Annotated in this window: 12 protein-coding genes and 2 pseudogenes; 6 read left to right on the top strand and 8 right to left on the bottom strand. The window is 70.3% G+C overall.

Annotation, left to right across the window (positions count from 1 at the left end):
- Window positions 1-1,031: 1,031 nt before the first annotated feature.
- A complete protein-coding gene (locus ACX1D1_RS02675) occupies window positions 1,032-2,105 on the bottom strand; it encodes a glycerate kinase (protein WP_459055800.1) in 1,074 nt (357 codons plus the stop codon).
- 87 nt (window positions 2,106-2,192) lie between these two features.
- Here ACX1D1_RS02675 and ACX1D1_RS02670 point away from each other — a divergent pair, with 87 nt between their 5' ends.
- On the top strand, window positions 2,193-3,461 hold the full coding sequence (locus ACX1D1_RS02670) for a glycosyltransferase (protein ID WP_459055799.1): 1,269 nt from the start codon (window positions 2,193-2,195) through the stop codon (window positions 3,459-3,461).
- A gap of 331 nt (window positions 3,462-3,792) precedes the next feature.
- Here the strand turns inward: ACX1D1_RS02670 and fumC are convergent, their stop codons facing one another.
- The 4 genes from fumC to ACX1D1_RS02650 all read right to left on the bottom strand — a co-directional run bounded on the left by fumC (window position 3,793) and on the right by ACX1D1_RS02650 (window position 8,221).
- Window positions 3,793-5,181 carry a class II fumarate hydratase gene (fumC, locus tag ACX1D1_RS02665; RefSeq protein WP_182783396.1) on the bottom strand — a complete coding sequence of 463 codons (1,389 nt, stop codon included), beginning with the start codon at window positions 5,179-5,181 and terminating at the stop codon, window positions 3,793-3,795.
- A 210-nt stretch (window positions 5,182-5,391) separates the two neighbouring features.
- Window positions 5,392-7,572 (bottom strand): heavy metal translocating P-type ATPase, encoded by a 2,181-nt coding sequence (locus ACX1D1_RS02660; RefSeq protein WP_459055798.1) that lies wholly within the window; start codon window positions 7,570-7,572, stop codon window positions 5,392-5,394.
- A 104-nt stretch (window positions 7,573-7,676) separates the two neighbouring features.
- Window positions 7,677-7,886 (bottom strand): heavy-metal-associated domain-containing protein, encoded by a 210-nt coding sequence (locus ACX1D1_RS02655; protein WP_459055797.1) that lies wholly within the window; start codon window positions 7,884-7,886, stop codon window positions 7,677-7,679.
- Between the two features lie 23 nt (window positions 7,887-7,909).
- On the bottom strand, window positions 7,910-8,221 hold the full coding sequence (locus ACX1D1_RS02650) for a metal-sensitive transcriptional regulator (protein WP_182783399.1): 312 nt from the start codon (window positions 8,219-8,221) through the stop codon (window positions 7,910-7,912).
- A 581-nt stretch (window positions 8,222-8,802) separates the two neighbouring features.
- On the opposite strand from ACX1D1_RS02650, the gene dnaB reads away from it, so the two are divergent.
- Both dnaB and ACX1D1_RS02640 read left to right on the top strand, forming a co-directional pair.
- Window positions 8,803-10,155: a replicative DNA helicase gene (gene dnaB, locus ACX1D1_RS02645; RefSeq protein WP_182800832.1), complete on the top strand. Its 1,353-nt coding sequence runs from the start codon at window positions 8,803-8,805 to the stop codon at window positions 10,153-10,155.
- Between the two features lie 97 nt (window positions 10,156-10,252).
- A complete protein-coding gene (locus tag ACX1D1_RS02640; protein ID WP_459055796.1) occupies window positions 10,253-12,952 on the top strand; it encodes a phosphoenolpyruvate carboxylase in 2,700 nt (899 codons plus the stop codon).
- A 403-nt stretch (window positions 12,953-13,355) separates the two neighbouring features.
- Here the strand turns inward: ACX1D1_RS02640 and ACX1D1_RS02635 are convergent, their stop codons facing one another.
- Window positions 13,356-14,771 carry a sodium:proton antiporter gene (locus ACX1D1_RS02635; RefSeq protein ID WP_459055795.1) on the bottom strand — a complete coding sequence of 472 codons (1,416 nt, stop codon included), beginning with the start codon at window positions 14,769-14,771 and terminating at the stop codon, window positions 13,356-13,358.
- 272 nt (window positions 14,772-15,043) lie between these two features.
- On the opposite strand from ACX1D1_RS02635, the gene ACX1D1_RS02630 reads away from it, so the two are divergent.
- Complete coding sequence (locus ACX1D1_RS02630) at window positions 15,044-15,904, top strand: iron-sulfur binding domain-containing protein (protein WP_459055794.1); 861 nt, start codon at window positions 15,044-15,046, stop codon at window positions 15,902-15,904.
- A 680-nt stretch (window positions 15,905-16,584) separates the two neighbouring features.
- On the opposite strand, the gene yicI is transcribed toward ACX1D1_RS02630, so the two are convergent.
- Window positions 16,585-18,804: an alpha-xylosidase gene (gene yicI / locus ACX1D1_RS02625; protein WP_459055793.1), complete on the bottom strand. Its 2,220-nt coding sequence runs from the start codon at window positions 18,802-18,804 to the stop codon at window positions 16,585-16,587.
- Window positions 18,805-19,049: 245 nt separating this feature from the next.
- Between yicI and ACX1D1_RS02620 the strand changes: the two genes are divergently transcribed.
- On the top strand, window positions 19,050-20,018 hold the full coding sequence (locus ACX1D1_RS02620) for a LacI family DNA-binding transcriptional regulator (RefSeq protein WP_459055792.1): 969 nt from the start codon (window positions 19,050-19,052) through the stop codon (window positions 20,016-20,018).
- A 187-nt stretch (window positions 20,019-20,205) separates the two neighbouring features.
- Window positions 20,206-21,189: pseudogene (locus tag ACX1D1_RS02615) on the top strand (glycoside hydrolase family 3 N-terminal domain-containing protein); the annotation flags it as partial.
- A gap of 198 nt (window positions 21,190-21,387) precedes the next feature.
- On the opposite strand, the pseudogene ACX1D1_RS02610 reads toward ACX1D1_RS02615, so the two are convergent.
- Window positions 21,388-21,711, bottom strand: a pseudogene (locus ACX1D1_RS02610) (hypothetical protein); the annotation flags it as partial.
- Between the last annotated feature and the right edge of the window lie 745 nt (window positions 21,712-22,456).

Raw genomic sequence — 22,456 nt, 5'->3', positions numbered from 1 at the left:
GTGCCGGGAGCCGTGAGCCGAGGCACGGGCGGCCGCTCTCCCTACGTCAGCACGCACGCGCGCGTTGGCCTCGGGTCAGGCATCGAGGCCGCCCGCGCCTCGTCTCCCGTCTCCCCGCACTCGTCCCCGGTGGCGTCGTCGAGTTCGGGCGCGTGCCGTCAGGGCGGCCTGGCGAGAGTCTTCCCAGGCGGGACGCCAGTCCGGTGACCCTCAAGCTGGGCACCCCGACGCAGACCGCCCTGCCGTCCCCCGCCCTCGCGTCCAACCCACGTCGCCGCCCCGCGACTCGCACCCATCTGGCTCACCGTCACTTCTGGCGGCGTAGTCGAGGCCAGAAGTGACAGTCAACCGAAACACCCCGACGCAGACCGCCCTGCCGTCCCCCGCCCTCGCGTCAAACCCACGTCGCCGCCCCGCGACTCGCACCCATCTGGCTCACCGTCATTTCTGGTGGCGTAACGAACACCGGAAGTGGCAGTTCTGGTGTCGTAGTCGACACCAGAAGTGCCAGTCAACCGAATCCCCCCCCCCGACGCAGAACCGCCCTGCCGTCCCCGAGCGTCGCACCCAATCGGCGTCTCGCGCCGGCTCGTTTCGGGGCGGTGCCCCTTGGCGCCTGCGATAAGTCTGGCCGCCCGCGCTACAGCGCCGGCGCGCGAACACAGGACAGGCGGCTGGGGGGCGCCTGCGATAGAGCGCAGGCGCCGAGACACACAAGCCAGGCGACGAGACCTAAGACAGGCGACCGGACGGGCCAGCCGGGCGCGGGTGATGGGGCCTGGGGCTGGTGTGTCCGACGCGACGGAGACAGCAGGGCGCGGGTGATGGGGTCCGACGGGACGGGCCCGCAGGGCGGCGGGTGGTGGGGGCCGGGGCAGGTTGGGTGGGCGTTGATGACGGCGTCGCAGCGCGAAGCGCCGCCGCCGGCATCATGGGCGGCCCGGCCCCCACCACACGCCGCCCAACCCGACCACCACATCACACACCGCCAAGCCCGACCACAGCCTGGAAGCCCGGAACGCGCCCGAAGATCAAGGCAGGACGAACCGCGACGCCAGGACCCTCCCCGCCTCCTCCGCGACACTCGCGGACTCCGTCAGCGCACCCTCGCCCGCGAGATCCCACAGCGACACCGCACCCGCCAGCCCGCCGACGGCGGCGTCGATCCGCCCCGCGACGATCGCGACCCGCCGGTCCCCGGCCATTTCCCGCACGACGGAGACCACCTTGCCTCCGGCCGACTGGCTGTCGAAGCGCCCCTCGCCCGTGATCACCAGGTCCGCGCCGTCCAGCGCCGCCTCCAGACCCACCGCCTCCGCGACGGCCCTGGCCCCCGACTCAGTCGTCGCCCCCCACCGTTGGAGCGCGAAACCCGCCCCGCCTGCGGCGCCGGCCCCGGCGGCCTCGACGTCGCCGCCCAGTAGCTCCGCGAACCGCCCGACGTTGAGCTCCAACTCCTCGACGATCCCCACCCCACCCTTCTGCGGGCCGAACACAGCGGCCGCGCCGAGGGGGCCGAGCAGCGGGTTGGTCACGTCCGAGAGCACCACCGCGCCGCCCGGAGGCGGCGGGGGCATCCCGGAGAGGTCCACCGTCGCCACGCGGGGCAGCGCCGAGTTGCCGGGCGAGGTCACCTCGCGGCCCCCGTCGTCGAGCAGCCGCGCCCCCAACGCCACCAGGAGCCCGGCACCGCAGTCGGTGGACGCGCTGCCGCCGATGGCCAGCAGCAGCCGCGACACTCCCGCCTCCAGCGCCGCCCGGATCGCCATCCCGAACCCGGTGGTGTGCGCACCCCGCGCATCCAGGGGATCGAGGCCGACGATGCCGCAGGCAGCGGCCAGCTCGACGACGCCCGTCCCGTCGGGCAGCCTCAGCCACGACGACTCACGCGGGCGCCCCACGGCGTCGACCACCGCCACCGGCACGCGCTCCGAACCGGGCACCGCCGCGAAGGCGTCCAGGGTCCCCTCGCCTCCGTCGGCCATGGGGTGGAGGGCGACGGTGTCGCGGGGGCGGACGGCCAGCCAGCCGGCGGCGATGCACTCCGCGACCTCGACGGCCGTCAGGGTCCCTTTGAAGGAATCGGGCGCGACCACAACGTGCATGCTCCGAGCCTAGGGTGATCGACGGCGTCCGGGGCCCGCCCCGCCAACCCCGGCGACGCGACCGGCGCGAGCCGATAGAGTGACCGGGTGACATCCCCCGCAGCGCCCGGCCGCCGCCTCAAGGTGGCGCAGTTCACGGACAACTACGGGCCCGGCAGCAACGGGCTGATGTTCGCGGTCCAGCAGCTCGAGGGCAACCTGTTGGACGCCGGCCACGAGGTGATCGTCGTGGCCCCGGAGACCAAGGGCCCCAACCCGCACCACGGGCGCCCCGGCCGCACCGAGGTGCGCCTGCCGTCGGTCCGCGTGCCGAAGATGCCCACCCGGGTGGCCAACGGCCGCCACTTCGACCGCACCATCGACCAGATCGGGGAGATGCGCCCGGACGTGCTGCATGTGCACGGGTTCGGCACCGTCGGCCTGCTCGGCACCTGGGCGTCGCGGCGGCTGGGGATCCCGATGATGGTGACCTGGCACACAGACTTCGAGGCCTACGGCGACCACTACTCGGCCGTCCTGCCGCTGCTCACCGGCGTGTTGCGGGCGTTCGCGCGGATCACCAAGGGACAGTTCGTCAGCGCCGAGGACATCAGGCTCGCCGAGATCCGCTACGAGGACCGGGGCAAGTCCACCGCATCGCTGCTCAGCATCTGCGAAAAGATGCTGGAGATGGCCACGCTCACCACCACACCGTCGCCGAAGACGGCCAGCCGTCTCCGCCTGATCTCGCCGGACGCCAGGATCGTCGTGGTGCCCAACGGCGTGGACCCCCTCCCGCCCGGCCCGCCGCCGTTCCCCCACCCGGAGGGGCCGCTGGTGCTGTACGCCGGCCGGATCGCGCCCGAGAAGGGCATCCCCCTGCTGGCGGAGGCGTTCGACCTGGTGCACGCGCAGCGGCCGGACGCGCGGCTGTGCGTGGTGGGTGACTGGGAGCGGTACCCGCGCATCAAGAAGGTGCTGGCCGACGGCCGGGCCGCGGGCAAGATCATCCTGCCGGGCGAGCAGAAGCGCGACGCGCTCGGCGCGTACTACGGCATGGCGGACGTGTTCGCCTTCCCGAGCCTCACCGACACGCAGGCCCTCGTGCTCCACGAGGCCGCGTTGGCGGGGTTGCCCATCGTGAGCGTGGATCACGAGCTGCAGTTGGTGATCGAACCCGGCGTCAACGGGGAGATCACGCGCCCGACGGCGGCGTCGCTGGCCGCCGGGCTGATGCGGGTGATCGACCGCCTCGACGACGAGGTCTGGCGTCGGCGCGCGTCCGAGCGCTCCGTCGAGCTGGCGTCGCAGTGGTCGATCGAGTCTCAGGCTGCGGAATTGCTTCGGCTGTACGCGGAGGTCGCGGCCACGCGCTGACCCCTCCCCCGGGCTGAGGAGCGAGGACCGCAGCGACGAGCCTCGAAGCCTCAGAAAAGTGACCTTGTCAGCTTGCGTTTTCTAGGCTTCGAGGCCGCTGCGCGGCACCTCAGCCAGCGGGATGGGCACTCCGCGGCACCTCAGCCAGCGGGATGGGCACTCCGCGGCACCTCAGCCAGCGGGATGGACACCCCGCGGCACCTCAGATGGCGGGTGGGACCCCACCCTCTGCAACTTGCTATCCAGAGCGCGGTATCTGCGTATATACACAGATACCGCGCTCTGGATAGCAAGTTGCAGACCCGTTCTCCCTCGCCGGTGCCGGCGAGGACTACTTCCCCGTCATGTCCGCCGGAATCACCCACGCGTCGAAGTCCTGACCGCTCACCCCGTTGGCCAGCGCCGACTCCCGCAGCGACGTCCCCTCCTTGTGCGCCTGCTTGGCGATCTTCGCCGCCTTGTCGTAGCCGATGTGCCGGTTCAGGGCGGTCACCAGCATGAGGTTGGTCGACAGGTTGTGCTCGATGCGCGGCAGGTTCGGCTCGATGCCGACGGCGCAATGCTCAGTGAACGACAGCGCACCATCGGCCAACAGCCGGATGCTCTCCAGCACCGCGTGCGCCATCACCGGCTTGAACACGTTGAGCTGGAAGTTGCCCTGGCTGCCGGCGAACCCGACTGTGGCGTCGTTGCCGAAGACCCTCGCCGCGACCATCGTCAGCGCCTCCGACTGCGTGGGGTTCACCTTGCCGGGCATGATCGAGCTGCCCGGCTCGTTCTCCGGGATGTTCAGCTCGCCGATGCCGTTGCGCGGCCCGCTGGCGTACCACCTCACGTCGTTGGCGATCTTCATCAGTGCCCCCGACAGCACCCGTAGCTCGCCGCTGACTTCGACGAGCGAGTCGTGGGCGCTCAGCGCTGCGAACAGGTTCTCCGCCTGCTGGAACTCCAGGCCGGTCTCCGCGGTGATCTTCTCAGCCGCCAGGCGACCGAAGTCGGGATGGGCGTTGAGCCCGGTGCCGACGGCGGTGCCGCCGATGGCCAGATCCCGCGCCCGCGAATCCGCGTGCCGGACACCCTCGACGGCGAAGTCCAGCTGCGCCACCCAGCCGCCGAACACCTGGCCCAGCCGGACCGGCGTGGCGTCCTGCAGGTGCGTCCGGCCCACCATCACCACGCCGTCGTACTCATCGGCCTTTGCAGCGAGCACGTCGCGCAGCCGGGCGATGGCCGGGTAGAGCCGCTCGTTGAGCTCCGTCACCACCGCGATGTGCATGGCGGTGGGGAACGTGTCGTTGGAGGACTGGCCGCGGTTGACATCGTCGTTGGGGTGGACCGGCGCCTTCGACCCGCGGACACCGCCAGCGAGCTCGATGGCGCGGTTGGAGATGACCTCGTTGGAGTTCATGTTGGACTGCGTGCCGGAGCCGGTCTGGAACACCACGAGCGGGAAGTGGTCGTCCAGGCGCCCCGCGATCACGTCGTCGGCGGCGCGGGAGATGAGATCCGCCTTGTCTGCGGCCAGCTCCCCGAGCTCGGCGTTCGCCTGCGCGGCGGCTTTCTTCAGCACGCCGAGCGCGCGGATCATGGCACGGCCCCACACGAAGGTGTCGCGGCCGATGTCGAAGTTGTGCAGGCTGCGCTGCGTCTGTGCGCCCCAGTAGCGGTCTTCGGCTACCGGGACCTCGCCCATGGAGTCTGTTTCGATGCGGGTACCCATGAGCCCCAACCTACCCTCGCCGGCGCCTCGCCCGGGCAGAAAAAGAGCTCGGCCGCTGCCCTTGGGGGGGCGGCAGCGGCCGAGCGGTCTTTGGTGACACCAACAGCGTCGGAGATAAATGTACCCGATCCGGTGGCATTCACATGCACTCGCAGTACTGGGTTTTTGGTTTCTTGACGATCTCTTGACTTTGCGCGCCAACACCCCTAGTCAGCGGCGGTTCACGCTCCGAAAGCCCTTCAACCGAAGGCTGTTGAGCACAACAAAAACGCTGGAAAAGGCCATCGCCGCGCCCGCGATGATGGGCGTCAGCATCCCGAGCGCCGCCAGCGGGATGGCCGCGGTGTTGTAGCCGAACGCCCACACCAGGTTGGACTTGATGGTGCGCAACGTAGCCCGCGAGAGGCGGACGGCGTCGACGGCGGCCATCAGGTCGTGCCGCATCAGGGTGATGTCGCCGGCCGCGATCGCAGCATCGGTGCCGGTGCCCATCGCGATCCCGAGGTCCGCCTGCGCGATGGCCGCTGCGTCGTTGACGCCGTCGCCCACCATCGCCACCTGCCGGCCGGCCGCCTGCAGCTCCTTGATGGCCGCGACCTTGCCCTCCGGAGTGACGCCCGCGCGCACGTCGTCGATGCCCACCTGCGCGGCCACCGCTCGCGCCGTGCGCTCGTTGTCGCCCGAGAGCAGCACCGGGTGCAGGCCCAGGGACTTGAGCTCCCGGATGGCGGCCGCGGCCGACTCCTTGACGGTGTCGCCGACGATGATCCGGCCCAGCACCCGCTGCTCGTCGGCCACCTCGACGACGCTGCCCACCGGCTCACCTGGCCACGCCACCGGCGCCAGCCCGAGGTCCGCCATGAAGGCCGACGATCCGGCGAACACGGCCCGCCCGTCGACCACCCCCCGCACCCCGCGACCCGGCACGTTGACGAAGTCCACCACGGCGCCGGGCCGCTCCACCTCGGCCACGATGGCCTGGGCGATGGGATGCTCGGACCCTGATTCGACGGCGGCCGCCAGCCGCAGCAGCTCGTCGCGGGTGACGCCGTCGGCGGTCTCCACCTGGGCCACGGACATCTGGCCCGTGGTGAGGGTGCCGGTCTTGTCGAAGACCACGGTCTCCACGCGCCGGGCGCGCTCGAGCACCTGCGGGCCACGGATGACCGTGCCGAGTTGGGCGCCGCGACCGGTGCCCACCATGAGGGCCGACGGCGTGGCCAGCCCCAGCGCGCACGGGCAGGCGATGATGAGCACGGCGATGGCCGCCGACAGCGACATCGTCACCCCGTTGCCCACCAGGAGATGCCCGGCCAGGGTCAGCGCGGCGATCACCAGCACGATGGGGACAAAGATGCCCGAGACCTTGTCGGCGAGGCGCTGCACCTCGGCCTTGCCGGTCTGGGCCTCCTCCACCATGGCCGCGATCCGGGCCAGCTGGGACTGCGAGCCGACGGCCGTGGCGCGCACCACGAGCCGCCCCGTCGTGTTGACCGATCCCCCCACCACGATCGACCCCGGCTCCACTTCCACCGGAAGCGACTCGCCGGTCATGACGGAGGCGTCGACGGCGGAGCGACCCTCCACCACCTCGCCGTCGGCCGCGACCTTCTCGCCGGGGCGCACCACGATGAGGTCCCCAACGCGCAACGACTTGGCGTCCACCCGGCGCTCCTCGCCGTCGACGAGGACGCTGGCCTGCTTGGCGCCCACCTCGAGGAGCGCGCGCAGGGCGGCGCCGGACTCGGTTTTGGCGCGGGCCTCGATGTAGCGGCCCAGCAGGAGGAAGGAGATGATGGTGACGGCGGCCTCGAAGTAGATGAAGCCGCGCGCGTCCTGCTGGCTGAGTGTCAGGGAGAACTCGTGCTTCATCCCGATCATGCCGGCGTGGCCGAAGACCATCGCGTACAGCGACCAGGCGTAGGCGGTGAGCGTGCCCATGGACACCAGGGTGTCCATGGTGGTGGTGCCGTGCCGGGCGTTGGTCCAGGCGGCCTGGTGGAAGTTGCGGCCCAGCCACAGCACGACCACGCTGGAGAGCACCAGCGCCACCCACTGCCAGGCTGGGAACTGCAGCGCCGGCACCATGGACACGACGACGACGGGGATGCTCAGCGCGAAGGACCAGAGCACGCGCGGCTTGAGCGCGGCGGCCTCGTCGGCCTTCTCCGCCTCGGGCACCGGAAGCGTGGCGCCGTAGCCGGCCTGGGCGACGACCTCCATGATGCGCTGCGCGGTGACTCCGGTGGGCGCCTCGACGGTGGCGCGCTCGGTGGAGTAGTTGACGGTGGCGGTGACTCCGTCGACCTTGTTGAGCTTCTTCTCGATCCGGGCGGCGCAGGAGGCGCAGGTCATTCCCTGGATGTCGAGTTGGATGGTGGAATTGGCCATGTCGGCCCTCCGGTTTCGGGCGCGCTGGTAAGCGCGGGCACTGGGGATGTCAGCGGCGCCGACGGTGGCGGGCGCCAGGAGGAGGCGGGCGCGACCCGCCGGTGTCAGGCTTCGACGACGGAGTAGCTGCCCGCTTCGTGGACGGCCTCGATGATGGCGTCGAAGGGGATGCGCTCCGAGGACTCGACGAGCATCGCCCCGTTGTCCAGTGTGACGGAGACGTTCACCACGCCGTCGACCTCGGAGACCTCCTCGGTGACATGGTTGACGCAGTTGCCACAGGTCATGCCCGAGACGGTGTACTTGCTGATCATGGGGTGAATCCTCTCGTGGTGGGTCAGCGGACGAGGCGCTTGATGGCCTGCATCGCTTCGTCGATCTTCTCCTCTGCCTCCGGCCCGCCCTTCCGGGCGGCGTCGGCGACGCAGTGGGAGAGGTGATCGTTGAGAAGTCCGAGCGAGACCGCCTTGAGTGCACTGGTGACGGCGGTCACCTGGGTGAGGATGTCGATGCAGTACTGATCTTCTTCCACCATGCGCGCGATGCCGCGCGCCTGGCCCTCGATCAGCTTCAACCGACGCAGGTAGGCAGCCTTCTCCGGCGTGTAGCCGTGAGTGGCGTGGCAGCTCTCCTCAATGATGTCGGTCATCGGTCCCCCTTCTCCGTACCCAACATACCCCATGGGGGTATTGGATTCAACTGATCTCATCATGACATGACGGGGGGTCGGGCCCTCGTCCGGGGTGACCTAGGGCGAGGGGGGGACCGGCTTATCCACAGTTTGCGCGCCCGGCCTGTGGACATCCCTCCCCGAGGCGCCCCCAGACGCCCACTATGGGACGCTGGGGGTCTATAACACAGCCTCGGGACGCACGGTTCGTGTTTGCCGATGATCGCAGATCACCCCTAGTCGGATGGCGTTTCGCGGCGCCGGGGGGAGGGTCCGCCGGGTCGCGGACCAGCTCCGCCGCCTGAGGCGCTTGACCCGCTCGCCGATTTGTGGACAAAGTGCGGGAGCCGTCGATCGGCGAGTCTTTATAACAATTTGATAACGGGGATTCGGCGCTCAACCCACAAGATTGTGCACACCCCACGGGCACGGCGGTGGAAGTTGTCCACAAGCCACCCACAGGTCGACAACAGGCTTGCCCACAGGCACGTCACAGAACCTGTCAGTGGCGTGCCCTAGCCTGTCCTGTGGCCGGAAACCGGTGGCCATGAGGAGGGGACATGACGCAGACCGCCGTCTACGACGACCGTGATCTGGACCGCACTCCCCCGCAGGCCCTGGCCGCGGAGCAGAGCGTGCTGGGCGCCATGATGATGTCCAAGGACGCCATCTCGGACGTGGTCGAGGTGCTCCGCGGGGTGGACTTCTACCGGCCCAATCATGAGACCATCTTCGACGCCATCATCACCCTGTACGGTCGCGGGGAGCCGGCGGATCCCATCACCGTGGCCGGGGAGCTGGGCAAGAGCGGCCAGCTGTCCAAGGTGGGAGGCGCGGTCTACCTGCACGATCTCCTGGCCTCCGTCTCCATCGCGGCCAACGCCATCTACTACGCCGAACTGGTGCGCGACAAGGCCGTCCTGCGCCGCCTCGTCAACGCCTCCATCCGGATCGCCCAGCTCGGCTACCAGGGCCAGGGCGAGGTGGACAAGATCGTCGACGAGGCCCAGCAGACCCTCTTCGAGGTCACCGAGAAGAAGGCCTCGGAGGACTACAAGTCACTCCGCGAGCTGATCGAGCCCACGTTCGACGAGATGGAGGCCATCGCCTCCTCGGGCGACGCCCTTTCCGGGGTGCCGACGGGGTTCGTGGACCTGGACCGGATCACCAACGGCCTCCACGCGGGGCAGATGATCATCGTCGCGGCCCGCCCCGGCGTCGGGAAGTCCACGTTCGCGCTGGACGTGTGCCGCTCGGCCGCCATCCACCACAACCTCACGGCCGCGTTCTTCTCCCTGGAGATGAGCCGCACGGAGATCGTGATGAAGATCCTCTCGGCCGAGGCGTCGGTGCCGTTGGGGAAGATCCGCGGCGGCAAGATGGACGAGACGGACTGGCAGCGCGTCACGGACAAGTCCGCCATCCTCGGCGAGAAGAACCTCTTCATCGACGACTCCCCCAACCTCACCATGATGGAGATCCGCGCCAAGGCGCGCCGGCTGAAGCAGAAGCACGACCTGCAGATCCTCGCCATCGACTACATCCAGCTGATGAGCTCCGGCAAGAAGGTGGAGTCGCGCCAGCTCGAGGTCTCCGAGTTCTCCCGCCAGATCAAGCTCCTGGCCAAGGAGTTGGAGATCCCGGTCATCGCGCTGTCGCAGCTCTCGCGAAACACAGAGCAGCGCAAGGACGGCATCCCGCAGCTCTCGGACCTGCGCGAGTCCGGCTCCCTGGAGCAGGACGCGGACATCGTGATCATGCTGCACCGCCCGGAGATGTACTCGCAGAACCCCACCGACGAGGAGCGCGGCCTGGCCACGCTGCACATCCCCAAGCACCGCAACGGCGAGACCGGCAGGATCGACGCCCTGTTCCAGGGCCACTACAGCCGCTTCATCAACGCCCCCATGTGACCGGCCGTCCAGTCCGCCCTGGCCTGCGCGAATGCTGCTCTCATGCGGAGTGCTGAAATAATGCGCGTATCGGACTTCGCGATCGAAAGGCCCTCTCATGCCCAGTGAAGCCCTCCCCCCCGTCGACACCTCCCCGGATGCGCTCCTGGTCGCCGACCTCGCGCTGCTGACCGAGCTGCACCGCCAGGTGCTCACCGAATCCGGTCGCGGCGAGCTCGCCACGCTCATGGACCGCCTCGAGGAGGCCGCCGCGGGCGCCGCTGACGGTGGTGACCCCGACGCGCCGTCGCACATCATCGAGGGCCTCCCGGCCACCACGGCAGCCAGCCTGGCGCAGACCCTCACCGTGCACTTCCACCTCATCAACCTGGCGGAGGAGCGGCACCGGTCCCGCCTGCTCCGCGGCGCCGACCCCCGCTCGGGCGACGCGACGCCGGACATGTGGCCGGCGGTCGCGGCGCTGGGCGAGCTGGCCACGCGGGTGCGTGACCTCCGCGTCCACCCCGTCCTCACCGCCCACCCCACGGAGGCTCGCCGCAGGGCCGTGTCGTCGGCCCTGGACCGGATCGGGGACCATCTCGACGACTACGACGACGCGGCCGTCGGCAGGCAGGAGCGGGCCGCCGCGCTGCGCCGGATGCTCGAGGAGATCGACATCCTGAGCCGCACCTCGCCGCTGCGCACCACCAAGCCTCAACCGTCGGACGAGGTGCGCGCGGTCATGCAGGTCTTCGACCAGACGCTGTTCCACGCGGTGCCCCGGCTGTACCGCTCCGTCGAGTCCGTGATCTCCAACGGGGACGCCGGCCGCCGCGAGCCGGCCGTGCCCGCGTTCCTCCGGTTCGGCTCCTGGGTGGGTGGCGACCGCGACGGCAACCCGTTCGTCACCGCCGAGGTGACGCGGCAGACCGCCGCCATCCAGGCTGATCACGCCCTGCGGGCGCTCGCCACGGGGGCTCAACGCATCGCGCGCACCCTGACCATGAGCGACGACGCCACCCCCGCGTCGCCGGACCTGGCCAACTCGCTGGCCCGCGACGCCGTCGCCGCGCCAGAGCTGTTCGCCGCCATCCGCACGTCGTCGCCCAGCGAGCCACACCGCCAGAAGCTGCTGTTCGTAGCTGAGCGCCTGGCCGCCACGCGGAACGGACGGATCGAGCTCGCCTACCGCCGGCCAGAGGAACTGCTCGAGGACCTGCGGCTCATCCAGGACTCCCTGCGCGTCGCCGGCGACGACCGCGCGGCCTTCGGCGAGCTCCAGCACCTGATCTGGCTCTCCGAGACGTTCGGCTTCCACCTGGCCGAGCTCGAGGTGCGCCAGCACAGCGCCGTCCACAAGGCGGCCCTCGACGAGTTGCTGGGTCAGCTCGACGAGAAGCCGGCAGACGACGAGGCCCGGCTGGCGCTGCTGGACCGCCTGGCCATGGAGGGCTGGCCCAGCCACGTGCAGGCCACCACCGACAGGACGCGCGAGGTGCTGGACACGTTACGCGTGATGTCCTGGCTGCAGGAGCGGTGGGGCGAGCGGTCCTGCGGCCGCTACGTGGTCAGCTTCACCCAGGCGCCCGAGCACCTGGTGGGCGTCCGGGCGCTCGCGCGGCTCGCGGTCGGCGACGGTCCGCTCCGGCTGGACGTGGTGCCGCTGTTCGAGACCGGGGCGGACCTCAACGGCGCCGTCGGAATCCTCGAGCGCTGGCTGCCCCTGGACAGCACCCGCGCTTGGCTCGGCCAGACCGGCGGGCACGTCGAGGTGATGGTGGGCTACTCGGATTCGGCGAAGGACGTGGGCCCCGCCAGCGCGACGCTGACCCTCTACACCGCGCAGGGCGAGCTCGTGGATTGGGCGGACCGGCACGGCGTGCACCTCACGATCTTCCACGGCCGCGGCGGCTCGCTCGGTCGCGGCGGGGGCCCGCTGCACCGCGCCATCCTGGCGCAGCCGCCGGGCTCCGTGGCCGGCCGGTTCAAGGTCACGGAGCAGGGCGAGGTGATCTTCGCCCGGTACGCGGATGAGACCCTGGCCCAGGCTCACCTGGAGCGGCTCACCTCGGCGGTGCTGCTGGCAGACACCGAGGACGCGACGTGCCGCAACCGCGACGCGGCGGCTCGGTTCGCCGATGTGGCGGCCACCGTCGAGAGCGTCTCCCGCGAGGCCTGGTGGGAGCTGGTGCGGATCCCGGGGTTCGCCGACGTGGTGGCCGAGTCGAGCCCGCTCGAGGAGCTCGGTGAACTGCGGCTCGGGTCAAGGCCGGCCCGGCGCAGCGGCGCTACGGAGGGCCGCGACCTTGCGGACCTGCGGGCCATCCCGTGGGTGTTCGCGTGGTCGCAGATCCGGGCCAACATCCCCGGCTGGTTCGGGCTGGGCACCGGCCTGGCCGCGGTCGGGGATCCGGAGCGCCTGCGCGCGGCCTATCAGGAGTGGCCGCTGTTCGCCAGCCTGATCGACGTCGCGGAGATGAGCCTGGCGAAGGCCAACCCGCGGCTTGCCCGGTCGTTCCTTACCCTGGGCGGGCGGCCTGAGGTCACCGAGCGGGTGCTGACCGAACTGGATCTGACCAGGCGCCTGGTCCTGGAGACGATGGGCCAGTCCGAGCTGCTCGAGGCCAAGCCGCTGCTGCAGGGCCGGGTGAGCCTGAGGGCGCCGTCGATCGACGCGCTCAGCCACCTGCAACTCCGGGCGCTGCGGCTCATCCGCGACGCCGCCTCGCCGATCGACGATGCGGAGCGCGCCGAGTGGGCACGGGTGCTGCTGCTCACCGTCAACGGTGCCGCGGCCGGCCTGCAGAACACCGGATAAGGGCCCCGGGACGCACCCGCTGGCGGGGGCGAAGGAGCGAAGCGACGACTCCACCCCGCAGGCCGAGGCACGAGCCCACCCTGCTGGCTGAGGCGCGAGGAGCCCTTCTCCGCTGGCTGAGGCGCGAGGAGCGAAGCGACGAGCCTCGAAGCCTAAGAAACCGCCGCTGACAAGGTCACGTTCCCGAGGCTTCGAGGCCGCTTCGCGGCACCTCAGCCAACGATATGGGCCGCTTCGCGGCACCTCAGCGCTGCGGGATGGCATGGGCCGCGTCGGCGAAGGCCTAATTGGCAGGTCTCGTGCCGTAGTCGGTACCAGACCTGCCAATTAGCCGCCCGACCGCCGCGGGGCGCCCACGACGGGGGCTCGGCCATCGCCTGAGACGTGGCTTCGCGCCTCCCGGTCAGGCCGGGGGGACAGGCACCGCCGTCGAGCGGCGGATGTCCAGGACCGCCCGCGCAAGAATCCACACCACGATGGCAGCGCCCGCCACCCACGCGGCCCAGTGGTCCGCGATCATCAGCAGCATCATGGCCAGCAGAGTCGGGGCCAGATACTGCATCGACCGCACGACGTAGACGCCGAACGACGGCATGTGCACGCCCCGCGAGTCGGCCACGGACTTCACCATGAAGTTCGGCCCGTTGCCGATGTAGGTCAGCGCGCCGCAGAACACGGCACCCAGCGAGATAGCCACCAGGAAGCTCTCCGGCACCGGCGGTGTGGTGCCGATCATGGCCACGCCCGGCGGCGCAGGCACCTGCGAGGCCATCTCGTAGAAGGTGGCGTAGGTGGGGGCATTGTCCAGCACCGACGACAGGCCGCCGGTGAACAGGAAGAACGTGATTTCGTTGAGCGGCAGCTTGGGCGCCTGCTGGCCGAGGAACTCCAGCGCCGGGATCATGGTGAGGAAGATGCCGATGAACAGCGCCGCGACCTCCCCGATGGGGGCCCAGCTGAACTCGTTGTCGACGTGGCGGACGCTGCGGGGAGTGGTCAGCAACGAGGCAGCGGTCACCGCGAGCATGATCAGCTCGCGCACCGGCACCCAGGACAATGCCGTCGCATGGCCGGCCTCGATGGCGTGGAGGTCCATCGACGGCGCGAACGCCACAGCCGCGATGATCACGGCGAACCAGAGGAAGTTGATCTTGCCGCGCACCCCCAGCGGCTCGATGTGGGTGCGGTCGAAGGCCACGTCCTCCGGCGCCTCGGTGGCGTAGATCCGGCGATCGAGCGCGTAGTAGCTGAACAGCAGGATGACGTTGACGAACAGCCAGTAGGGCCACAGCCCGAAGGTCCAGGTGAACGGGACGCCGCGGAGCAGGCCGAGGAACAGTGGCGGGTCACCCAGCGGGGTGAGCAGTCCGCCGCAGTTGGCGACGATGAAGATCGCGAACAGCACGGTGTGGACCCGGTGCTTGCGCTCCACGTTGGTGTTGAGCAGCGGGCGGATCAGCAGCATCGCGGCGCCTGTGGTGCCGACGAAGGAGGCCACCAGGCCACCGATGGCCAGGAAGGTGGTGTTGTTGCGCGGCGTGGCCTCAATGTCGCCCTTGAGGAAGAGCCCACCGGAGACGACGAACAGCGCCAGCAGGAGGGCGATGAACTGGGCGTACTCATAGACGGCGTGACCCACGCGCCACGGGTCGTCCAGCGCCCACACCGCCAACGCGACGGGGAGGCCAAGCACCAACGCGTAGCCCAGCTGCGAGGCGGGCTTCTCCCACTGATGCTTCGTCCGCGACAGCAGCGGGAACACCGCGATGCCGCCCAGCATCGCGACGAACGGGAGCATGCTCCACCACGGGTATTCCATCGTTGGTCCCTTCACCGGAGCCCGCCGGGGCTCCTGGCTAGACCGCTCAGCCTAAACCGCCATCCCCGTGGAGCATGAGTCCGGTGCCGATGTTGCAGGGAGTTGCCGCCCGTCGGCTCCCAGCCGGGCCAAGAGGGCGGTGGGTAGCTATGGCGCGGAATTGGTCCCCCAGTGACCGGCGACCACGCTCAGCGCTCCATGGGGACACCGACGCTGAGGGATCGTTTCCGCGGCCCAGCCGGCAAAATGCCAGCTTTTGGCATGATCGACCCGTGACCACCGGCCCACTCCACCCCCGCCTCGCGGCGTGGTACGTCGCGCACGCCCGCGACCTGCCGTGGCGCGCGGAGGGGGTGACCCCCTGGGGGGTGCTGGTCAGCGAGGTGATGTGCCAGCAGACGCCGGCAGCCAGGGTGGCCCCGCAGTGGGTGGAGTGGATGGAACGCTGGCCCGCGCCGTCGGATGTCGCGACGGCGCCGACGGCGGACGTGCTGCGCGCCTGGGATCGGCTGGGCTACCCGCGGAGGGCGCTGCGGCTGCAGGAGGCTGCGCGCGCCGTCGTCGAGGTGCACGACGGGGAGGTGCCCTCCGGCGAGGCCGACCTGATGGCGCTGCCGGGGGTCGGACGCTACACCGCGGCCGCGGTGCGGGCGTTCGGGTTCGGGCTCCGCTCGCTGGTCCTCGACACCAACATTCGGCGCGTCCTCGCGAGGATCGACGGTGGGGTGGAGTTCCCCGTCGCCCACGAGACGGCGGCCGAGCGGCGGCGGGCGTGGGAATTCGTGCCCGAGGACGACGGTGAAGCGGCGCTGTGGTCGGTCTCGGCGATGGAACTCGGGGCGTTGGTGTGCACGGCGAAAGCGCCGCGGTGCGAAGAGTGCCCGGTGGCTGATGCGTGCGCGTGGCTGGCGGCGGGGCGGCCCGCGTGGGACGGGCCCGAGCGCAGGGTCCAGGCGTGGGAGGGCACGGATCGGCAGTGTCGCGGGCGGATCATGGCGGCGTTGCGAGGCCACGGGGCGGTCCGGCTCGCGGACGTCGCCTGGCCCGACGGAGGGCAGCTCGAGGCCTGCGCGGCATCGTTGGTGGCCGACGGCCTGGCCGTCCGGACCGACGTCGGCCTCACCCTCCCGTGAGTCCCCCTGGGAACAGGAACGCCGCTGCGACGTATTCGCCGACCTGATCCCTCCCGGTGCGGTGACCCATGAGTCGAGGCCCGGGCGGCCGCTGTCCGCCGTTCGCAATCTGTCGCGACCTGGTCCTGGGTCGGGCAATCGAGGCCGCCCGGGCCTCGTCTCGTGTCTCCCCGCACTGGTCTGCCTGTGGCGTCGTCTGATCCGGGCGCGTGCCGGCCGGGCGGCCCTGGTGAAAGTGAGTTGAGGCGGGAGGCCGGCCTGGTGATCCTCGGGTTGGGCATCCCGACGCGCAGCCGCCCTGCCGTCCCCCACCCTCGTGCATATCTCGCGTCGGCTCGTCTCAGGGCGGCGGATCCGGTGGCGCCTGCGTTAAGTCTGGCCGCCGGCGCTACAGCGCCGGCGGCCGAACCGAGGACAGGCGGCTCCGGGCCGCCTGCGATATAGAGCAGGCGCCGAGACACGAGCCAGGCGCCGAGACGCAAGCCAGGCGCCGAGACGGGACCACAGGGCGGTGGGCGGTGGGGGCCGGGGCAGGTTGGGTGGGCGTTGATGACGGTCGCGGCAGCGCGAAGCGCCGCCGCCGGCATCATGGGCGGCCCGGCCCCCACCACACGCCGCCCAAACCGACCACAGCACACGCCGCCACCCGACCTGCAGGGCGATGCGCGGACGACCTCACCTCAGCGGACGGTGAGGGTCCAGGACCCCACCGAGGCCGAGCCGTCGAGCAGTTTGGCCGACACCTCGCCATCGGCGTCCGCAACCACCTCGAACCGCGACACCGACCCGTCCGGCCGCGACACCTCGACCGTCCGCGACATTCCAGGCTCGAACCCGTAGGCGGTCAGTTCCACGCCGTCGGCCCAGTCGTAGTCGGGCCGGTCGTCGACGGCGCCCCACGGGATCACCGAGCCCGGGCGCGCCAGGAGCGGCAGCGAGTCGAACCCGTGCGTCTCCGTGCGCCACCCCGGACCCTCGACGACGCCCCCGTCGAGCACGCGCGTCCACCGCCCGCTCGGCACGTAGTACGACACCCTTCCGTCGTCGGTGAAGATCGGCGCCACCAGCAACTGGTCGCCCAGCATGTACTGCAGGTCCACCATCGCCGCGCCGGGGTCCTCGGGGAACTCGAGGAACATGGGCCGCATCACCGGCAGCCCCTCGAGGTGCGCGATCTCGCCCAGCTGGCCCAGGTACGGCATCAGCCGCATCTTCAGCCGGATGAAGCTGCGCGCCACGTCGACGGCCTCGTCGTCGAACGCCCACGGCACCCGGTAGGAGTTGGAGCCGTGCAGGCGGCTGTGCGAGCTGAGCAGCCCGAACGCCAGCCAGCGCTTGAAGACCGCCGGGTCCGGGGTGCCCTCGAAGCCGCCGATGTCGTGGCTCCAGAACCCGAAGCCCGACGCCGCCAGGCTGAGCCCGCCGCGCAGCGACTCGCTCATGGCCGAGAACGTGGACTCGCAGTCGCCGCCCCAGTGGACCGGGAACTGCTGCCCGCCGGCCGTGGCGGAGCGGGCGAACACGACGGCGTCACCCTCGCCACGCTCCTCCACCAGCAGGTCGAAGACCGCCTTGTTGTAGAGGTGCGCGTAGTAGTTGTGCATCCGCTGAGGGTCCGAGCCGTCGTGCCAGACGACGTCGGTGGGGATCCGCTCACCGAAGTCGGTCTTCAGGCAGTCGACGCCCTGCCGCAGCAGGCCGCGCAGCTTGTCGACGAACCAGGCGGAGGCGTCCGGGTTGGTGAAGTCCACTAGCGCCATGCCGGCCTGCCACAGGTCCCACTGCCACACTGACCCGTCGGGGCGCTTCACCAGGAACCCGAGCTCCCGGCCCTCCTCGAAGAGCCCCGAGCGCCGCGCGATGTAGGGGTTGATCCACGCGGAGACCTTCAACCCGCGCTCGTGCAGCCGCGACAGCATCCCTTCCGGATCCGGGAACGTGGCCGGGTCCCACACCAGGTCCGTCCAGTGGAAGGCGCGCATCCAGAAGCAGTCGAAGTGGAACACAGACATCGGGAGGTCCCGCTCGGCCATGCCGTCGATGAAGGAGGTGACGGTGGCCTCGTCGTAGTCGGTGGTGAAGCTGGTGGACAGCCACAGGCCGTAGCTCCACGCCGGCACCCGCGCCGGGCGGCCGGTGAGCGCGGTGTAGCGGCGCAGCACGTCGGCCGGGGTGGGGCCGTCGATGATGAGATAGCGCAGCCGGTGCCCGGGCACGGAGAACTGCGCCCTCGACGCGAACTCCGAGGCCAGCTCGTAGGAGACGTGGTCCGGGGTGTCGACGAAGACGCCGTAGCCGCGATCGCTGAGGTAGAACGGCACGTTCTTGTAGGCCTGCTCGCTGGAGGTGCCGCCGTCGGCGTTCCAGATCTCCACGCTCTGGCCGTTCTTGATCAGCGGCCCGAACCGCTCGCCGAGCCCGTACAGGTGCTCGCCGGGCGCGATGGCCAGCTGTTCGCGCACGAACCGCCGCCCGTCCGGGTTGGTGAGGGCCGACGGCGAGCGCCCCGTCGACGATGTGAGCGGCCCGCCCGCGCCGACGAACTGGAGGTCCCACGGCACCTCTCTCCCCAAGGTCGCGGTGAGGGTGCCGCTGGTCAGCGACACCGCGTCCTCGGTCTCGACGACCGACACCTCATGCCCGCCGCCGGAGAGCGCGAAGCTCGGCCCGGTGGTGGGCTGGTCCCAGTGCTCGATGGTCACCCCGATGACGCCGTCGGCCGGGGAGTCGACGGTGATGGTGAGGGCCGGGCAGTTGAGGGTGTCGCCGCGCGTCTCGATGACGCGCGTGGGCGTATGGGCAACCATGCGGCCGTCCTCCACTACGATGTCGGCGATGCTGCGCGGGCTGAGCGCAGTGACGCCGGGGCGCATCTGCCAGTAGCCGTCGGTGAACTTCATGCTCGGGTCCTCTCTGGGTGACGCGACACGACGCGGTGCCGCGCGGGAAACTGCTGGGCGACGAGGCCGCGGAAGACAGCTCTTCCAGGACCGTCTGACACGGGGTGCGCGTCCGCGCCCCCGCTTGGTCGAAACGCTTGCGCGGGCCTACGCTGGTGAGACACAGGGCCGTTTGTCGACGGCGCCAGCCCGTCGGGCTGATGGGGCCACACCCCGCCGCTCCCGCCCTGGGACAAGGGGTGTCGATGGCTGGAATCCAGGAGGTCGCACGCAAGGCGGGCGTCTCGCAATCCACCGTCTCGTACGTGCTCAGCGGCCGGCGCCCCATCTCCGAGACCACCCGCGAGCGGGTGCTCAAGGCCATTGACGAGCTCAACTACCGGCCGCACGCCGGGGCGCGCGCCCTGGCGTCGTCCAAGACCCACGTGCTCGGCCTGGTCACCCCGCTCCGCCCGGGCGTCAACGTGGACGTGATCATGCAGTTCGTCGCCGGCATCGCGACGCGGGCCCGCCACTACGAGCATGACGTTCTCCTGGTCACCGAGCCGGACGCCTCCGGCATCGAGGGCGTCTCGCTCCGCTCGATGGTGGACGGCTTCATCGTCATGGACGTCGAATCCCGCGACAGCCGCCTCCCCACGCTGGCTGCGCTGCGGCAGCCCAGCGTGCTGATCGGAATGCCGGAGGATCCCGGCTCGCTCAGCTGCATCGACTTCGACTTCGAGAACGCCGGCTCCATGGCCGTGCGCAAGCTGGCCACCGCGGGGCACACGCGGATCGCGCTCATCGGGTCCTCGCCCGCGGTCCACAGCCGCGGCACCTCGTACGCTGTCCGGCTGGCGCGCGGCGCCGAGCGGGAGGCGGAGGCCCACCACATCACGCTGCAGCGGCTGGCCTGCGGCGACGATCCGCTCGAGGCGTCCCCGCTCATCGACGAGCTGGTGGAATCCGGCATCACCGGGCTGATCGTGCACAACGAGGCAGCCCTTCCGGGCGTGATCACGGCGCTGGCCCGACGGGGCCCCGAGGTGGCCAACTCGGTCGCGGTGGTGGCCATCGGGCCGAAGTCTCTGCTGCTCGCGCCGCTGCTGCCGATGACGGTCATCGACATCCCGGGCACCACCATCGGCTCCACCGCGGTGGACATGCTGATGAGTCTCGTCAACGACCGCTCCCTTCCGGAGCGCAGGCTGGTGGCGCCGCGGGTCGAGTGACCAGGCCCGCCCGCCAGGGGTGCTGAGCTCAGCGCGCCGAACCGCATTGCACTCCTCCACCGGGTTGGACGATCTTTCGATTCGTCGTCGAATCATTTCGACACAAGTAGACCACGACGGCGGCTCAGGCCGCAACACCCCGCGACAGTCTCGTCGAACGATCGCGCGTGCGCAGCGTGGATAGTGCATGATTGAGGCAACGATCACCGCGGGCACCGCCGCCACTCATGCATCGAAAGGCTTCGACCTCATGGCTTCTGCACCTCCCGTCCCAGCCAGTGTCGCCCCGGCCGTCCCGGCGCGCCGGGGGACCGCCCCGTCGGCTGAGTCCTCCGTCACCCGCCCCGCCCTCGAGGCACTGGTGGACGCGACGCTGGCCGGGCTCTCCGACGACGAGTGCGTCGCCCTGCTCCACCAGGTCAACCCCGCGATGCCCCACCACGGCCTGGCAGAGTTCCACACCGGCGCGGAGGCGCTGCACGGCGTGGCGTGGACCGGCACCGCGACCGTCTTCCCGCAGCCGGTGGGCATGGCCGCCACCTGGGACGCGGAGCTGCTCCGCGAGCTCGGCGAGGCCACCTCCACGGAGGTGCGTGCCAAGCACGCCGCTGATCCCGTCGGGATGTCGCTGAACGTGTGGGCGCCCGTGGTCAACCCGCTGCGCCACCCCTTGTGGGGCCGCAACGAGGAGGGCTACTCCGAGGACCCGCACGTCACCGCCGAGTGCGCCATCGCCTACTCCTCCGGGCTCCGCGGGGACGACGCCGTGTTCTGGAGGACCGTCCCCACCCTCAAGCACCTCCTGGCCTACAACAACGAGCTGGACCGCTGCACGTCGTCGTCGAACCTGCCGCCCCGGGTGCTGCACGAGTACGACCTGCCGCCGTTCGTCGAACCCATCGCGGCGGGCGTGGTGGGTGGCGTGATGGCCGCCTACAACCTCGTCAACGGGCGCCCGGCACACACGTCGCAGGAGCTGTTCGAGGCCGTGCGGGCCGCCAACCCGGACCTGCTGGCCGTCTCGGACGCCTACGCGCCCACCAACCTCACCGGCGCCGAGCGGGCGTACGCCACCGAAGCCGAGGCGCACGCCGCCGCGATCCTCGCCGGCCTGGACTCCTTCACGGACCGTGACGCAGACTCCACACACACCCTCGGGGCCATCCGGGCGGCGCTCGGGGCGGGGCTGCTCGGGATGGACGACGTGCGGCGGGCCGCGCGACGCGTCCTCCTCGCGCGGGCGCTCACCGGGGAACTGACGCCCGAGGCAGACCCGTACGCGCACATCACAGCCGACGAGATCGACACCCCTCTGGAAGCGGCCCGCACCGTCGACCTTGGCCGACTCGTAGAGCGCCTGGTCGATGCCCGCGATCGCGGCGAGGTACATGATGGCCCCCCACCCCACGGTCTTCCAGATGCCCCAGGCCGCCATGGTCAGCCAGACGTTCTGGTCCGAGTCCAGGAACTTGGTGGGCACCGTGATCAGTCCGGAGTCCAGCATCAGCGTGTTGACAAGGCCCGTTGTGGAGAACATGGAGAACGCGATCATGTAGACCAGCACCCACGAGATGAAGTTGGGCAGGGTGGTCAGGGTCTGGATGGCGTTCCTGAACCATGGGGCGCGGATCTCGTTGAGGAACACAGCGAACGCGAGCGGAAGCACCGACGACGCGATGCCGATGAAGCTCATGCCCAGCGTGTTCGCCATCACCTGCCCGATCTGGGCCAGTTGCGTCGGCGATCCAATCAGGAGCCGGAACCACTGCAGGCCGACGAACTCGCTGCCGGAAAGCCCGAGGGCGGGCTTGTAGTCGTAGAGCGAGTAGACCCACCCGTAGAGGGGAAGTAGGAGAAGAGGAAGACGAGGATGAGGAACGGCAGGATGCTGAGGAACATCGCCTTCGAGGGGCGCCGCCGCGACGACTTGGACTCGACAGGGGCGTCGCTTCGACGAAGCCGACGCTTGGCGGTGGCGACAACCTCAGGCTTCGGGGGCTGCACCGGCGCCGCGACCGACATCAGCCGCGTCCCTGCGGAATCGCCGGCGCGTGGGCGCCGGCGCCGAGCTGGTCACCCGGTGTGGGTGCTGGTTCCTTGTTCATAGTGACTCTGCCTCCATCGGCGAAGCGTTTCGATGATTGATCATAACCCGCGAGCTGGACCAGCGCAATAGCCCTTGTAGAGCGCTCTCAAATCCTCGAAACGCCGCAACGCCCGCCTCTTGCCACGGGTGCACGGCAACCGAGCTCAGCCCACCGGCTCCTGGCGGAGGTGCGGTAGCTGTTCCTCCAGAACGGCCCTGGAGCCCCCAGGGCGCCCGAGACCCAGCCTGGAGGAACATCAGCCGCAGACCTCCGACCACAACCGGTGGGCACAGGTGCGCGATAGCCTGAACCGTCGCCGCGACGAAGCGGCCCGCGAGCCCAGCAAGGAGC

The sequence above is a fragment of the Tessaracoccus luoxuelianae genome (genome assembly GCF_054483915.1).
Note: the sequence above shows the minus strand (reverse complement) of the source record. Positions and strands in the feature narration are given on the sequence as shown.

Bases quoted from the DNA above. Each gene is read 5' to 3' on its own strand.
- ACX1D1_RS02655 (WP_459055797.1), bottom strand. From the start codon at position 7,886: ATGATCAGCAAGTACACCGTCTCGGGCATGACCTGTGGCAACTGCGTC.
- ACX1D1_RS02620 (WP_459055792.1), top strand. From the start codon at position 19,050: ATGGCTGGAATCCAGGAGGTCGCACGCAAGGCGGGCGTCTCGCAATCC.
- ACX1D1_RS02660 (WP_459055798.1), bottom strand. From the start codon at position 7,572: ATGGCCAATTCCACCATCCAACTCGACATCCAGGGAATGACCTGCGCC.
- ACX1D1_RS02640 (WP_459055796.1), top strand. From the start codon at position 10,253: ATGCCCAGTGAAGCCCTCCCCCCCGTCGACACCTCCCCGGATGCGCTC.
- dnaB (WP_182800832.1), top strand. From the start codon at position 8,803: ATGACGCAGACCGCCGTCTACGACGACCGTGATCTGGACCGCACTCCC.
- fumC (WP_182783396.1), bottom strand. From the start codon at position 5,181: ATGGGTACCCGCATCGAAACAGACTCCATGGGCGAGGTCCCGGTAGCC.
- ACX1D1_RS02675 (WP_459055800.1), bottom strand. From the start codon at position 2,105: ATGCACGTTGTGGTCGCGCCCGATTCCTTCAAAGGGACCCTGACGGCC.
- yicI (WP_459055793.1), bottom strand. From the start codon at position 18,804: ATGAAGTTCACCGACGGCTACTGGCAGATGCGCCCCGGCGTCACTGCG.
- ACX1D1_RS02635 (WP_459055795.1), bottom strand. From the start codon at position 14,771: ATGGAATACCCGTGGTGGAGCATGCTCCCGTTCGTCGCGATGCTGGGC.
- ACX1D1_RS02650 (WP_182783399.1), bottom strand. From the start codon at position 8,221: ATGACCGACATCATTGAGGAGAGCTGCCACGCCACTCACGGCTACACG.